Genomic DNA, 14,141 nt, shown 5'->3' on the forward strand with positions numbered 1-14,141 from the left:
CAGACGGGAAAAGCCGGCGGGCCGCAGGTATCAGCGCTCGCGCCGCCACAGGCCGGCGCGCTCGGAGCGAGCCTGCTCCTCGGCGGCCAGAAGGTCCGATGGGGCATCCTCCGACGCGCGGGCACCGCCGGCCGTGAGGATCAACGATGCGAGGTCGTCGCCGTCGATCTGGCAGCGCAGGCCCGCAGGCTGGGCCTCGTCGACCGCGCCGTTGGCCGCCGGCTCGCAGACGACTTCGCGCCGGCGCAGATAGCGGGCGAGCTGGCGTGCCAGGGCACCGCGTTCGCCATCGACGCCGAGGAGGCGCACCGTCCGGCCGCGGAACGACAGGGTTCCGGTATCGATCACCTCCGGCACGCCGCGCAACGCCCCGGCGGCGGTGGTTTCCTTGGCGGCGGGGGTCGGCTCGGCGCGGGCGGTGGAGGGGCGCTTGCGCCGCGACGCCATCTGGACGGTGGCGCGCTGGGTGAAATCCTTGAAGATCGCCGCCGGCAGGTCACCGCCGCCGACCTTGTTCATCGAGGTGTTGTCGTCGTTGCCCACCCAGACGCCGACGACGAGGTCCGGCGTCACCCCGACGAACCAGGCATCGCGGTAATCCTGCGTCGTCCCGGTCTTGCCGCCCACCGCGAGATTGGTGATCCGCGCGGCCCGTCCGGTTCCACTATCCACCACGGCCTGGAGCGAATCCAGCATCATCGCGCGGCTCTCGCCCGGCAGGGGCGTCGTCGGTTTGGTTTCGGGGCGCAGGTAGAGCGGGTCTGGGCCGGGTCCGCGAATGGCATGGACGCCGTAGGTGTCGAGGGGCTGGGCGCTCGCCAGCACACCGGCATAGGCACGTGTCATCTCCAGCAGGGAGACTTCGGCCGAGCCGAGAGCGAGGCTCGGGACGTTGGGAAGATCGGACGTGACGCCGAGCTTGCGTGCGGTCTCGATCACGGAGGCCATGCCGATCTCGTCGGCGAGCTGCGCGGCGATGGTGTTGATCGATTGCGCGAAGGCGGTGCGGAGGGGGACCGCGCCCCGGAAACGGCCGCTCGCATTCTGCGGCTCCCAATCGCCGATTTGGATCGGCCGGTCCACCAGCACCGTCTCCGGCGAGAGGCCCTTCTCATAGGCGGTGAGGTAGACGAACAGCTTGAACAGCGAGCCGGCCTGACGCTTGGCCTGGATCGCCCGGTTGAACTGGCTGTCCTCGTAGTCGCGCCCGCCGACCATGGCGAGGATCGCGCCCTCCTTGTTCAGGACGACCATGGCGCCCTGGTTCGCCTTCTTCTTCGCCCCTTCCGCATCGAGCCGGCGGGCGACGACGCCCTCCGCCAGGCTCTGCAAATCGAGGTTCAGGGTGGTGCGCAGCGTGACGTCGCCGGGCGTGTCCGACAGACGCTTGGCGTCCGCCGACACCATGTCGAGGAAGTAATTGGTGCCCGGCGGAGTCTCGGGCGGTGTCCGCAGGGTGATCGTCTCGGCGCGCGCCTTGTCGGCCTCGGCGGCGGTGATCGCGCCGGTCTCGACCATGGTCTGCAGCACGATGTCGGCGCGCTCCTTGGCGCCGCCGAAATTGCGCGTCGGCGCCAGTTGCGACGGTGCGCGGACGAGGCCCGCCAGCATCGCCGCCTCGGGAAGCGTCAACGCCTTCGCGCCCTTGCCGAAATAGCGCCGCGACGCGGCGTCGATGCCATAGGCGCCGGCCCCGAAATAGGCGGTGTTGAGATAGCCGAGGAGGATGTCCTCCTTCGACATCGTGCTCTCGACGCGCAGGGCCAGGAACGCTTCCTGGATCTTCCGGCGCAGCGTCTTCTCCTGGGTGAGGGAGGTGAGCCGGACATATTGCTGCGTGATGGTGGACGCGCCCTCGCGCACCCCGCCGCTCACGGTGTTGCGCCAGAGCGCCCGCACCAGCCCGCGCGGATCGACTCCCCAATGCGAGTAGAAGCGCCGGTCCTCGATGGCGACCACGGCCTGGGCGAGATGGGCCGGCATGTCGGCCGCCGTCAGCTTCTGGCCCTGGAAGGCACCGCGCGTGGCGAAGACCCTTCCGTCATCCGCCTCCACCGTGAGGGCGCGCTGGCCGCCTTCCGGCACCACCCCGCCGAGCGGGGGCAGGGTCGCGAAACTGTAGAGGACGAGGCAAGCGACGAAGACGACGGGGAGGGCGAGGGCCGCGAGGCCGGCGGCGAGGTAGGGCCGTTGCCGCAGACGGCCGCGCCAGCCCGATTGTGGCGTCTGCGCCGCCGGAGCGCTCCCTGCCGCAGGCGGAGTGTCCGTGCCGCTCGTTCGCGCGGAGGCGGCGCCTGCGGTGAGCTTCGCACCGAGGGTGCCGAGCGTTCGGCCCGCAGCGCGCCCCGTCGAAAGCAGGCCGCGTGCGAGGCCGCGTAAGGCCGTGACGAGAAGGAAGCCGAGATGCCTGAACAGGACACGGGCCGCTTGTCCGGCTTCGCGGGCGGCGGTTCGGGCATCCGGCGTTTCGCCGGTCTTCGGCCGTTCCGGTTCTTGATCTGTCATCGGCCGCCGGTGGTCATCCAGGAGCACAGGTCCCGTCGGCTTACCGTCGGCGCTGGCTTGGCGGTTCTAGACCGGAAAGAACCTTGGACGCCATGCCGGAAGCGGCGTCGCCAGGGCTCCGAACTCGGGCAAAATGCAGAGACGTGCTCGCCAGAGCTCTCTGAGGTTTGTCCCTCGCCGTCATTCCGGGTCGCCACAGGCGAGCCCGGACCCGGAGGGCCGCGCCAGAGGCGTGCAATCCAGAACCGCCGACGCTGCTATGTCGAGCACGTGTAGCGGCTCTGGATTCCGGGCTCCGCTGCGCGGCCCCGGAATGACGGAGGTGTGTTCATGAATGTCATGGCCTACCGCGCTGGCCTGCGTTCGGACCCCCAGCGGCATCACTCCGATTCAGCGGCCCGGTTAGCCGCCCGAGCGACGAATCTCGGCCGTAGCTTTATTCTCTCGGCAAGGCCTCGGTCACCTGCATCCGCCCGGTGGGGGTCGAAACGCGCAGGCTGGCATCGAGGAGGGCCGAGGCCTGGCTCGGATCGCTGTTCGTCTCCGGGGTGACGTCCTGGGTGCCGACCAGGGCGGTGACGCCTTCATACTGGTCGAGCCGTCGGTCGATCATGTCGCCGAGGCGCTCGCGAACTTCCGCGACGGTGAGGCTGCGGCGGTGCTTGCCGGCTTTCGCGGTGAAGAGGCTGCGGTTGGCGCGGGCGGCGGCGCGGAAGGCCTGCTTGGCCACGAGGTCCGGGTTGTCGTCGCTCAGCGTCAGGAACTTGCCGGCGCTCGACGTCCCGAGGAAATGGGCGAGATAGAGTTCGGAAGTCTTCAGTTCGCGGCCGATGCGCTGCTCGATACGGGCGCGGTCGCGCTTGATCAACTCGCCGGCCATGAGCGCCGCCACATAGGGGTCCTGCCGAAGGCGCAGCACGCGGGTGCGGGTGGCTTCGTCCTGGATCGTGATGGCGCTGCCGCGGCCGGTGATGGCGTTGGCCTCGGTCTCATAGCCGTAACGGGCGCCATAGGTCCGCACCAGTTCGAGCCAGGTGGCGGAGAGGAACTGGAACAGGCCCTCGGCCGAAGAGGTCGAGGCCTTCACCGTGGTCGAGAAGCTCGATTCCTTGTCGGCCAGCGCCATCATGTAGACCGGATCGACCCCGGTCTCGGACGACGCCTTCAGGATCGTCTCGACGATGTCACGCGGCACATTCATGTCGCCGAACCGAAGCACGTCCCGGCCGTCGCTCTCGCGGCTCTGGGGAAGCGAGGCGAGGTCGTTCTCGATCAGGCTGGCCGTCGCAGGTTCCTGGTCGAGGAGGGGAACCCCATCCCAATCCGTGGGTTTGTCGATTGTGGCCGCCGCAAAATCGTTGGCGACGTAGGCGCGGATGTCGATGCGGTCATGGGCGGTCGCTGCCGGCGTCAGTGCGCTCTGCGGCAGTCCCGAGCCGAGCAGCAGGCCGATCGCGATCTTCGCGACGGTGAGTTTGGCCGATACCGTGGCGCTTGCCTTCTTCCTGCCGTGAAGGGAGCCGGGCTTCAGCCAAGCCACCGTCTCGTCACGATCCAGGGTCTCGTTAGGCACGAGACGGCACGCGTCGTCGGCGCGGTGCGCCGGCTCCGGGAAAAGCCCCATCATTGTTCCTTGTTCGTGCCGCGGCGTTCTAGGACGCGGCTTCGATCAGTTCAGCGAGCGGACATCTCGCTGGGAGCTGTGACCACAATGGGACAGCTCCGTGATTCAAGCGTGGCACGCTTAAGGAACGGTTAAGGCTATGATTTAATGATATTTTAAGTAATCGTTCGGGCGCGGTTCAGCGTGGCCGCGTCAAAAAGGCATTCTGGCCGGGGTTGGAACGAAGGCTCCGTAGCCCAGTTACGATGGTCCCAGAGGGCGATCTCGAAATATCGACGAGACACGCCCCGATGGACCCATTGAAGGAAGCCTTTTTCCAATGAGCATGCAGACCGGTCGCCGCGTCGGCGTTGCCTTCGTCGGTATGGGTGGCGCCGTCGCCACCACCGCCATCGCCGGCATCGAGATGATCAAATCTGGCTCGAACCGCCTCGACGGATTGCCCCTCGCGGGTCTCTCGGTCGCGGGATTGGCCGATTACAAAGATCTCGTCTTCGGCGGCTGGGATCTCAACGACGACGATCTCGCCTCCGCCGCCACCGGCCACGGTGTGCTCACCAAGCAGGATATCGAGAACGGCGCCCAGGTGCTGAAGGGCATCAAGCCCTGGCCGGCTGTCGGCAGCGCCAAGTTCTGCAAGAACATCGAGGGTGCCAACCGCATCGTCGCCGCCGATCACCGCGAGGCGGTCTCCGTCATCGCGAACGACCTTCGTCGTTTTCGGCTTGAGAGCAATCTCGACGAAGTCGTCGTGATCAATCTCGCCTCCACGGAACGCTGGCCCAACCTGGATGCGCCGGCTCTGAACTCCCGCGAAGCTTTCGAGAAGGGTCTCGATTCCAGCGACGAGGCGATCAGCCCGGCGATGCTCTACGCCTATGCGGCGATCCAGAGCGGCGTGCCCTACGCCAACTTCACCCCGAGCGTGGCCGCCGACATCCCGGCCCTGCTCGAACTCGCCCGCGAGAACGGTGTGCCGTTGGCGGGCAAGGACGGTAAGACCGGCCAGACCATGATGAAGACCGTCCTGGCGCCGGCCCTCAAGGCTCGCGCCCTCCACGTGGATGGTTGGTTTTCCACCAACATCCTCGGCAACCGCGACGGTCTCGCCCTGAACGACAAGGATTCGCTCCAGTCGAAGCTCAACACCAAGGGTACGGTGCTGGATTCGATCCTCGGCTATCCGGTCGAGGACCATCTGGTCCACATCCACTATTACCGTCCGCGCGGTGACGACAAGGAAGCCTGGGACAATATCGACGTCACCGGCTTCCTCGGTCAGCGGATGCAGATCAAGGTCAACTTCCTCTGCAAGGATTCCATCCTGGCAGCCCCCCTGGTGATCGAGATCGCTCGCGTGCTCGACCTCGCCAAGAAGCGTGGCGAGAGCGGACCGCAGGAGCAGCTCTCCTCGTTCTTCAAGGCGCCCATGGTCGCCAACGGCCACGGACCCGAGCACGATTTCGGCAAGCAGCAGCACATGCTGCTCGAGTGGCTCGGCGGCCAGCAATGATCACGTCCGATACGGGGGGCGGCATGGCTGCCCCCTTCGCACTGCGTGAGTTGTTCGTCGAACTCAACGACCTCAAGCGCGTGCATTCCGCCGGCCGTATCGGCTCCATCGCCGAGCGGCTGTTCGCCCAAGGGTGGTCGGCGCTGACGGGCGGCGCCGATCCTGAGACGGTCGCCATCGACATCACCGCCAAGGCGCTCGCGGCCTCCCGGCTCTGCGACCTCGATGCCGCTTTTCTCGCCTCCGCCGGTCTCGGCGAGGCGGAAATCGGCGACGTTCTGACGTCCGGACTCGACGCCGTCACCGCAACGGTCGACCCCGAACTGAAGCGGCGTCTGGCCGTCGCGTTGCGCTCGAACGAGGTGTTGCATGGCGGTCCTTTGCCCGCCTTCGTGGCGGCACTGAGCCACCAGCCGCGCGCCGGCGTGACCTGTCCCGGCAAGCCTCGCATCCTGCTCGAGCCGCCCGAGAACCATGCCGAACATTGCCTGATGGTGGCGGTCTACGGCGTCGTTCTCAGCCCCTTTTACCGGGCCGATCCCACCCTGGTTTTCCTGGCGGCCATGAGCCACCACTTCCACAACGCGGCAATGCCCGACGCCGGCTTCACCGGCGAAATGCTGCTCGGCGACCACCTCGTTCCGATCATGGCGCGGACCACCCAATGGGCCCTCGACGAGTTGGACGCCCCCTTGCGCGAGACCATCGAGCGGGCGCGTGCCATCCTGCCCGACGATGCGACGGCCGAGGGTCGCGCCTTCCACGCCGCCGATTGCATCGACCGGGTTCTGCAGATTTCACAGCACCTTAGGGCCGCCTCGCTGACCATGGACACCGTGCTGGTGGAGATGGAACTGGTCCATGCCGGTCCGGTGAAGGGCTTCCACGACCGGGTCCTCAGGGACATGCGAATCCCGTGATGGTTCGTCGCCGCATGACGGGACATCACAGATGATCCCGTTCGAACTCCTTTCCCCGGAGACGGGGAACGCGCTCAAAGCCGATACGCCGCATTCCCTCCGCGACGTCGTCACCGGTGAGCGCTGGCCGGTCATCGACGGGATTCCCTATCTGCGAATTGGCCGCTTGGAGCTTCTGGGCGCGACGCTGGACCTGCTCGATCGGGATAAACACGAACTGGCACTGGAGGGGCTGCTCGCCGATCAGGACGATTGGTGGACCGGCCCGCCAGCAGATCCCCTCGATCTTCATGCTCTTGTGCGAGATCGTGACAGGGCGAGCCTGCGGGACGCAGTGCGTTTGCTCGGCTGGGGCAGAGTCGGCGACTATTTCCTGCATCGCTGGACCGATCCGACCTTTCTCGCTGGCTTGACGTTACTCGAAGCGCATTGGAACGACCCCGTTTGCGCGTTTGAATTTGCCTGCGGCATCGGCCATTACCTGCGCGAGATGCAGATGCGCGGCGTGAAGGTGGCTGGGGCCGATGTCGTTTTCGCCAAGCTCTGGGTCGCCCGGCACTGGGTCGTCGGCGATAAGGCGCAGCTCGTCTGTTTCGATGCTGCGTCGCCGCACTGGCCGATCCCCGGCGCACCCGTCGATCTCGTCGTGTGCAACGACGCTTTCTACTTTCTCGATGACAAGCCCGGCATTCTGGAATGCCTTCGCCACAATGCCGGCGACGATGGTTGGCTTGTTCTCAGCCACATTCACAATGCCGAGCGGCCCGGCTTCTCGGCCGGTCGCGCGGTCTTGGCCGAGGAGATCGAGGACCTGTTTCCCGATGCCCTCGTCTATGATGACGACGAACTCACCCGTGCCCTCGTGGAGAAGCGCGCGCCCTCGCCACAGCGGCCGTCCGACCTTCGCCACGTGGAGGCGTTCTCGGTGGTCGCCGGTGCGGGGATGCGGCCTGCACCCCGCGCCATACTCGACGGACTGACATGGCCCCATGAAGGGACGTCGCTCCGGTTGAACCCCCTCTATGAGCCCGATCCTTCCGGCGGCTACGTGGTCGCATGGCCCTCGGATCGCTACGAGGCCGAATATGCCCCCAGGGTCACCTATCCGCTTCGCTCGGAAGGCCCGGAGACCCTCGACTGGGTTGGAGGCGAGCAATCGCCGCACGAGGATCGCGTCCGCCGCCGCGAATTCGTCGACCTGCCGGAGCGCTGGTGATGGGTGATTCCATCGGATGGGGCATCGTCGGCTACGGCTGGGTGGCACGGGATTACATGGCTCCGGGCATCCGCGCGGCGGGTCATCGGCTCGTGGCCGTGTCCGATCCCGGAGAAGCTTCGCGCGCCGCTGCCGAGCGAGAAGGCGCGCGCGCCCATCCTGATTTGGCCGGATTACTGGCCGAACCGGAGGTCGAGGCCGTCTATGTGGCGACCCCCAATCACCTCCACCGTGAGGCGGTCGAGGCCTTGGCGGCATCGGGCAAGGCCGTGCTGTGCGAGAAACCGATGGCGGCCTCGCTCTCCGATGCCGAGGCCATGGTCGCGGCTGTGCGAAATGGTGGCATCTTCTACGGCACGGCCTTCGACCAGCGCCATCATCCGGCCCACCGGGCCATGCGCACCGCGATCCGCGACGGGCGCATCGGCGCCGTGACCACCATCCGCATCGTCTATGCCTGCTGGCTCGATCGGGCTTGGACCTCGTTCGCCGGCCAGGACAATTGGCGTATCGACCCGCTTAAAGCGGGCGGCGGCGCGCTCATGGATCTGGCTCCTCACGGCATCGATCTCGTCGATTTTCTTCTCGATGAGTCGATCGAGGATATCGCCGCTCTGACGCAGGCAAGGGCGCAGGACTACGCTGTCGACGACGGCGCGCTCCTCATCGGCCGCACCGGCTCCGGCATCCTCGCCAACCTGCACGTCGCCTATAATTGCCCGGATGCCCTGCCGCGTCGCCGTCTCGAAGTCATTGGCACCGGTGGCGCGCTCACGGCTGTCGATACGATGGGACAGGTGGCCGGGGGCACACTTTTCATCACCGATGGTGCGAGTGGGCAGACCGAGCCGGTCGCCTTCGATGCGGAGGCCTCGCCCTTTCTCGAACAGGTCCGTGCCTTCGGCTCTGCCCTGCGCCGACCCGCCGAGCGCGACGCATACAGCGCCGGGCGCGACCTCCACACGATGCGGCTGCTGACGCGGGCTTATGCCGGCTGTCGGAGTGGCCGGGTCAACGAGGACTAGATCGGGACGCAACCCTTCTTCCTAACGCGGTCTCATCCTGGAGGTGCTGCCAAGCTGCTTCGAAGGACTTTTCCCAGGATCACCCTCGGCTCTGGGAGCCCTTTCGAAATCGCAGCTTAGCTGGGGCACTGTGGGGTGAGGTCGGCGGTTGGAATTACCTGAACCTGAGGGACGATCGACGTGAGCGAACACGACCAGGACGCCAGGGCGCGTGATCCGCGCATCAAGGCCCCCCGTCCCTACACCTACGGCGGGCCACGCATCATTGAGGGTCTGCCAGCGTCTTTGCCCGAGCCGGTGCGTGCCTATCTCGACATCCTTCCGAAGGGGCGCATCGTCGGCTTCCCTCTGGCCCCTCTCGACCGGACGGGTATTCCGGTCTGGTTCGTCTCGCTGTTCCTCGACGATCCGTTCTTTATCGGCGCCATGCCGAGCGGCATCGGCTACGGCGCCACCGATGACGAGGCGCTCATCGGCGCAGTCGCGGAGATCGCCGAAAATCTGATGCCGTCGCTCGCGGTGATGCCGCGCAAGAAGGAACGAGGCTCCTACAACGACCTCGCCAAGGTCTTTGGCGCCGCGGCGGTGGCGGACCCGCTCACCCTGTGCCTGCCTGCCGGTTCCCCGGTCGGCCGGAACACTGTTCTGGAATGGACGCCGAGCGTCCGGCCGCGTACCGGCGAAACCGTGCTGATGCCCCTCGACATCGCGGCCACCGATTATTTCGAGCTGTCGGAAGGCTACAAGCCTTTCACCAACCTGATCACGAACGGCCTCGGCGCCGGGCCGGACGTCGATTTCGCCCTGGGCCACGGCCTGCTCGAACTGCTTCAGCGTGACGGCAACGGATTGCTTTTCCGCGCCCTCGACCAGGGCGTCATGCTCGATCTCGACGGGATCGGTCCCGAGAACAGGGCGATGCTCGACCGTCTCGACGATCTCGGTATCCGCGCGCTGCCGAAATTCGCCACCGACCAGTTCGGTCTCACGAACATCTATGTCGTCGGCTACGACAGGAATCCCGCCGATGCGCCGGTCCCCGTCGCCCTCTCCGCCTGTGGCGAAGCCTGCGACCCGGACCGCGAGCGGGCCCTCCGCAAGGCACTCCTTGAATTCCAGGCGGCCCGCGTTCGTAAGGCCTTCGGGCATGGTCCCCTGAGCTTCGCCGAGCGGGTGACGCCGCCGGGCTACGTCCAGGCTTTCATCCAGAAGGCACTGCCGAGCCTCGATCTGGAAGAGAGCCGTGCCCTAAGGGCAATGCTGGAATGGATCGTCCTGCCGCCTGAGGGCCTGCGCGACGTCCTGAAGGACAGTGTCTATTCCGAGCGAAGCACGAAGGCCTTCACCGATCTGCCGACCGCCCCGGCACCGGATGGCCATGCACGCGGCCGCATCGCCCGCGAACGTCTCGAAGCGTCGGGTTTCGACGTTCTCTATGTCGACTGCTCGCCGCCGGGCGGTGGCGTCGGCGTGGTCAAGGCGATCGTGCCGGGGCTGGAGGTCGAGACGATGAGCTATCACCGCATCGGCGAGCGCAACACCGCCAAGCTCATCGAGCGGGATCACCCGCTGATTTCATTCGGCGAGCCCAGCGAAACGAGGCTGCCCGTGCGGCTTACGCCCGAAGCGATCGAGCGTCTCGGCGGCCAGCCGCTCTTCGACGTCGCGTTGGCAGACGAAATCGTCGGGCGCCATTACCCGCTCTATCGCGAGCCCGAATCGCACCACGCGCCGTTCCGTCTCGAGCAGCAGGGACGCGCCGCATGAGTCTGCGCTTCGCCTACAACACCAACGGTACGGCCAACCATCGCCTGGACGACGCCATCGATCTCATCGCCGATGCCGGCTATCAGGGCGTGGCGCTCACCCTCGACATCCATCATCTCGATCCGTTCTCGGAGAATTGGACCCAGGAGGCCCAGCGCCTGTCGAGCCGACTACAAAGGCTCGGCCTCGGGAGCGTCATCGAGACGGGTGCCCGCTTCCTCCTCGACCCCAAGGCCAAGCACGAGCCGACCTTGGTAAGCGGCGACGCTTCCGGACGCGTGAGGCGCATCGGTTTCCTGAAGCGCGCGGTGGACATCGCCGTCATCCTGCATTCCGAAGCGGTTTCGTTCTGGGCCGGCGTGCCCAAACCCGGCATCGATCGTGATGAGGCCCGGCTCTGGCTCGGCGAGGGCATCGCCGAGATCGTCGCCTATGCTGCGGAGCAGGGTATCGTCGCCTGCCTGGAGCCCGAGCCGGGCATGCTGATCGAGACCCTCGACGACTTTGCCGACCTGAACATCGAAGGCCTCAGGCTTGCCCTCGATACCGGCCATTGCCTCGTCACGGGCGAGCGAGACCCGGCCCTGGCCGTAGCGGAATTCGCCGACCGCATCGGCACCGTGGCGATCGAGGACATGGCGCGCGGAGAGCATATCCATCTGCCCTTCGGCGAGGGCGACATGGATGTCCCGAGCGTCCTCGACGCCCTCGACGGCATCGGATTCCAGCGCCTCGTCTGCGTCGAACTCTCCCGCGAGAGCCACCGCGCCGATGTGATGGTGCCGATATCGCTCGATTACCTGCGGACCTGCCGCAACCACAAAGCCGAGGTAAGCGCGTGAGGATCTGCTTCGTCAGCCGCCGTTATTTTCCGGCGATCTCAGGCATGAGCGTCTACGCGCAGAACCTTCTGCGCGAACTCGTGGCCGCCGGCCATGACGTGACGATGGTCAGCCAGTACCGGGGCGACGCGTTCGGCACTCGCGTCTATGGCGGTGGGCCACCGCCATCCGTGCCGGGCGTACGCGTCATCGGCCTCGAACAGGTGGGCGAGCAGACGAACGGCGATTTCGAGCGCGACATCGACACGATGGTCGAGACCATCGTGTCAGAGCATCGCGAACGACCGTTCGACGTGCTCCATGCGCAATACGGCTATCCGACCGGCTGGGCGACGCTACTCGCTTCGAAGCGGGTCGGAATTCCCAATGTCGTCTCGATCCAGGGGGGCGATGGCCACTGGGTCGGCTCCTGTTGCGAGACCCATCGCATCGCCATGTGCGAAGTGCTGGCCCATGCCAACGCCGTCCTCATCGGTGGGCGCTCCTTCGTCGAGGAGGTCTGCGACCGGCTGGGTTCCGACCCGGACCGCTTCACCATCGTGCCGGGCGCCGTGGACACAGCGCGCTTCACGCCCGGTGTCCCCGGGCATGCGGGGCCGGTGCGACTGTTCTATCATGGTCGCGTCGATCGCCGGAAAGGCGTGCTCGACTTCATCGCCGCCCTGGGTCTGTTGCGCGCGCGCGGGGTCCCGTTCGAGACGACGATCTCCGGAATCGGGCCGGACGTGGATTCCTCCAAGGCACGCGCCGCTGAATTGAACTTTTCCGAGGCCGAGATCCGCTTCACCGGCTACGCCGATTACGACACCGTACCCGACCTCTACCGCCAGGCGGATGTTTTCGTCTCGCCGACCTATGCGGAGGGTTTCTCTAACACGATCCTCGAGGCCATGGCGGCGGGGCTCGCCGTGGTCTCCACCCATGCGGTGGGCGTGTCCGATTGTCTGCGCGACGGCGAAAACGGCCTCTTGGTACAGCCCGGCGACGTGGCTTCCCTGGCGGATGCGCTTCAGCGCGTCATCGAGGACAAGAACTTGCGCCAGCGGCTTGCAGCGGACGGGCTCGATGAATGCCGCCGCGTCTATTCCTGGACCGCCGTCGGTCGCCAGATCATGGACATCTATGCCGAGGTAGTTGGACAGCGGCCGCATACGACGTTCGATGAGGTTCTGCCGCACGATCCGAACTGCCGCTTCCGCGCAGAACCGCATCTGCTCTGACCATGCCCGTTGCCCTCGCACTCTCGCCTCATCTCGATGACGCCGCCTTCTCCTGTGGCGGCACTCTGGCGACGCTGGCCGATGCCGGCTGGACGATCGTAATGGCGACGATCTTCACCGCCTCCGTCCCCGATCCCAAAGGCTTCGCGCTCGCTTGCCAGACCGACAAGGGTCTAGGTCCGGAGGTCGACTACATGTCGCTTCGGCGGGCCGAGGATCGACGAGCAGCAGAGGCGCTCGGCATCGCTCCTCCTTTGCATGTCCCGTTCCGCGAGGCCCCCCATCGCGGTTACGGCGCGCCCGCCGACCTTTTTGCCGCTCCAAGGGATGACGATGACATCGTCGGTGCGCTCGCCGATACGGTCTCCGCACTTATCAAAGACGTGTCGCCCGATCTCATATTCGCCCCTCAATCCGTGGGCGGCCATGTCGATCACGTCCAGCTAGTCCGGGCCATTGGTCACGTGGCGGGGGATGCGCCCATCCTGTGGTGGCGGGATTTCCCCTACACGGTGCGTCATACGCAGCCGCAGGAGCCGTTTGGGTCCCGCTTCGCCAAATTGCCCGAGCACGCGGTTCACTATTGTGCGAGCGCGGAAGAGAAGAAGGCGCTCGCCTGCGCTGCCTACGCCACCCAACTCGGATACCAGTTCGGCGGCGTCGAGGGTCTGCTGCGTCGGCTCGCAGATGAGGCACGGTCAGAGCGGTTCCGACTCGCGGGCGTGCTCCCCTTGCAAGCCGCCGTGTTGTTCGAGGATCATGCTACCGTTTCCTGAACCGACCCGGCCCAGGAGCTTGGCCGATCCGGAGCAGGTCGCTATCCGCCGCTCACTCCTGGAGGCTGATCGCTTCATTCCCCTGCGCCGCCTGGCGCGGTCGATCGCCATCGAACGATCGGCGGAGGTGCCGGATCCCGATCCGCTCGATGGCGGTACGGAAGCACAGCTCCTCCTTCTCCTCGAAACACCGGGCCCCGGCATCGGCCGTACCGGCTTCGTCTCCCGTGACAACCCCACCGGGACCGCCGCCAACCTGTTCCGCTTCATGGCGGAGGTTGGCATCGCTCGGCGCGAGAGCCTCATCTGGAACGCAGTACCCTGGGTCATCCACGCGCCGGGAGCCGTCAACCGTGCTCCGCGGAAAGCCGAGATTGCGACGGCCACCACCTATCTCGCTCCCCTCATCGAGTTGCTTCCGGCGCTCGAGGTCGTTGTCCTCGCCGGCCGTGTCGCTGGTCTGTCGCGTGAAACGCTCCGGCGCCTGCGGCCGGCGATACCGCTCATCGCCGTCCCGCATCCGAGCCCAACCTACGTTTGCACGTCGCCAGAGGTCGCCCAACGGATCGCTCTCGGGCTTAGCGAGGCAGCTGCGATCCTGCGGGGGATCTCTTCGTCACCAACTCAAGAGGGCAGATGACTGGCCTTCGGGACACAAAGACCCTAAATGCCGGGTCACGGGCCGCGGTCCGGCAAAAGCTCGGTCCCGTTCCACGCCGCCGTCGAGGTTGGT

Annotated in this window: 11 protein-coding genes; 9 read left to right on the forward strand and 2 right to left on the reverse strand. The window is 66.4% G+C overall.

What is annotated here, in order from left to right:
• Window positions 1-30: 30 nt before the first annotated feature.
• Window positions 31-2,505 (reverse strand): PBP1A family penicillin-binding protein, encoded by a 2,475-nt coding sequence (locus IPV08_RS08735; protein ID WP_207411554.1) that lies wholly within the window; start codon window positions 2,503-2,505, stop codon window positions 31-33.
• 436 nt (window positions 2,506-2,941) lie between these two features.
• Complete coding sequence (locus tag IPV08_RS08740; RefSeq protein ID WP_207411555.1) at window positions 2,942-4,132, reverse strand: transglycosylase SLT domain-containing protein; 1,191 nt, start codon at window positions 4,130-4,132, stop codon at window positions 2,942-2,944.
• A gap of 316 nt (window positions 4,133-4,448) precedes the next feature.
• Here IPV08_RS08740 and IPV08_RS08745 point away from each other — a divergent pair, with 316 nt between their 5' ends.
• The 9 genes from IPV08_RS08745 (at window position 4,449) to IPV08_RS08785 (ending at window position 14,048) form a co-directional block, all read left to right on the forward strand.
• Window positions 4,449-5,642, forward strand: coding sequence for an inositol-3-phosphate synthase (locus IPV08_RS08745; RefSeq protein ID WP_056431348.1), 1,194 nt, complete (start codon window positions 4,449-4,451; stop codon window positions 5,640-5,642).
• 23 nt (window positions 5,643-5,665) lie between these two features.
• A complete protein-coding gene (locus IPV08_RS08750) occupies window positions 5,666-6,562 on the forward strand; it encodes a hypothetical protein (RefSeq protein ID WP_207411556.1) in 897 nt (298 codons plus the stop codon).
• A gap of 31 nt (window positions 6,563-6,593) precedes the next feature.
• On the forward strand, window positions 6,594-7,778 hold the full coding sequence (locus IPV08_RS08755; protein ID WP_207411557.1) for a methyltransferase domain-containing protein: 1,185 nt from the start codon (window positions 6,594-6,596) through the stop codon (window positions 7,776-7,778).
• Complete coding sequence (locus IPV08_RS08760) at window positions 7,778-8,803, forward strand: Gfo/Idh/MocA family oxidoreductase (RefSeq protein WP_207411558.1); 1,026 nt, start codon at window positions 7,778-7,780, stop codon at window positions 8,801-8,803. Before IPV08_RS08755 ends, IPV08_RS08760 begins: the two co-directional genes overlap by 1 nt.
• Window positions 8,804-8,983: 180 nt before the next feature.
• Window positions 8,984-10,570: a YcaO-like family protein gene (locus IPV08_RS08765; protein WP_207411559.1), complete on the forward strand. Its 1,587-nt coding sequence runs from the start codon at window positions 8,984-8,986 to the stop codon at window positions 10,568-10,570.
• Window positions 10,567-11,412, forward strand: a complete 846-nt coding sequence (locus IPV08_RS08770) for a sugar phosphate isomerase/epimerase family protein (RefSeq protein WP_207411560.1) — start codon at window positions 10,567-10,569, stop codon at window positions 11,410-11,412. Before IPV08_RS08765 ends, IPV08_RS08770 begins: the two co-directional genes overlap by 4 nt.
• A complete protein-coding gene (locus tag IPV08_RS08775; RefSeq protein WP_207411561.1) occupies window positions 11,409-12,632 on the forward strand; it encodes a glycosyltransferase in 1,224 nt (407 codons plus the stop codon). Before IPV08_RS08770 ends, IPV08_RS08775 begins: the two co-directional genes overlap by 4 nt.
• 2 nt (window positions 12,633-12,634) lie before the next feature.
• Window positions 12,635-13,408 (forward strand): PIG-L family deacetylase, encoded by a 774-nt coding sequence (locus IPV08_RS08780; RefSeq protein WP_207411562.1) that lies wholly within the window; start codon window positions 12,635-12,637, stop codon window positions 13,406-13,408.
• Window positions 13,392-14,048: a uracil-DNA glycosylase gene (locus tag IPV08_RS08785; protein ID WP_207411563.1), complete on the forward strand. Its 657-nt coding sequence runs from the start codon at window positions 13,392-13,394 to the stop codon at window positions 14,046-14,048. Before IPV08_RS08780 ends, IPV08_RS08785 begins: the two co-directional genes overlap by 17 nt.
• Window positions 14,049-14,141 lie beyond the last annotated feature (93 nt).

This window comes from Methylobacterium sp. SD274 (genome assembly GCF_017355285.1).
GTDB lineage: Bacteria > Pseudomonadota > Alphaproteobacteria > Rhizobiales > Beijerinckiaceae > Methylobacterium.

Coding starts and splice junctions, on each gene's coding strand:
- IPV08_RS08735 (WP_207411554.1), bottom strand. CDS start 2,505: ATGACAGATCAAGAACCGGAACGGCCGAAGACCGGCGAAACGCCGGAT.
- IPV08_RS08740 (WP_207411555.1), bottom strand. CDS start 4,132: ATGATGGGGCTTTTCCCGGAGCCGGCGCACCGCGCCGACGACGCGTGC.
- IPV08_RS08745 (WP_056431348.1), top strand. CDS start 4,449: ATGAGCATGCAGACCGGTCGCCGCGTCGGCGTTGCCTTCGTCGGTATG.
- IPV08_RS08750 (WP_207411556.1), top strand. CDS start 5,666: ATGGCTGCCCCCTTCGCACTGCGTGAGTTGTTCGTCGAACTCAACGAC.
- IPV08_RS08755 (WP_207411557.1), top strand. CDS start 6,594: ATGATCCCGTTCGAACTCCTTTCCCCGGAGACGGGGAACGCGCTCAAA.
- IPV08_RS08760 (WP_207411558.1), top strand. CDS start 7,778: ATGGGTGATTCCATCGGATGGGGCATCGTCGGCTACGGCTGGGTGGCA.
- IPV08_RS08770 (WP_207411560.1), top strand. CDS start 10,567: ATGAGTCTGCGCTTCGCCTACAACACCAACGGTACGGCCAACCATCGC.
- IPV08_RS08780 (WP_207411562.1), top strand. CDS start 12,635: ATGCCCGTTGCCCTCGCACTCTCGCCTCATCTCGATGACGCCGCCTTC.
- IPV08_RS08785 (WP_207411563.1), top strand. CDS start 13,392: ATGCTACCGTTTCCTGAACCGACCCGGCCCAGGAGCTTGGCCGATCCG.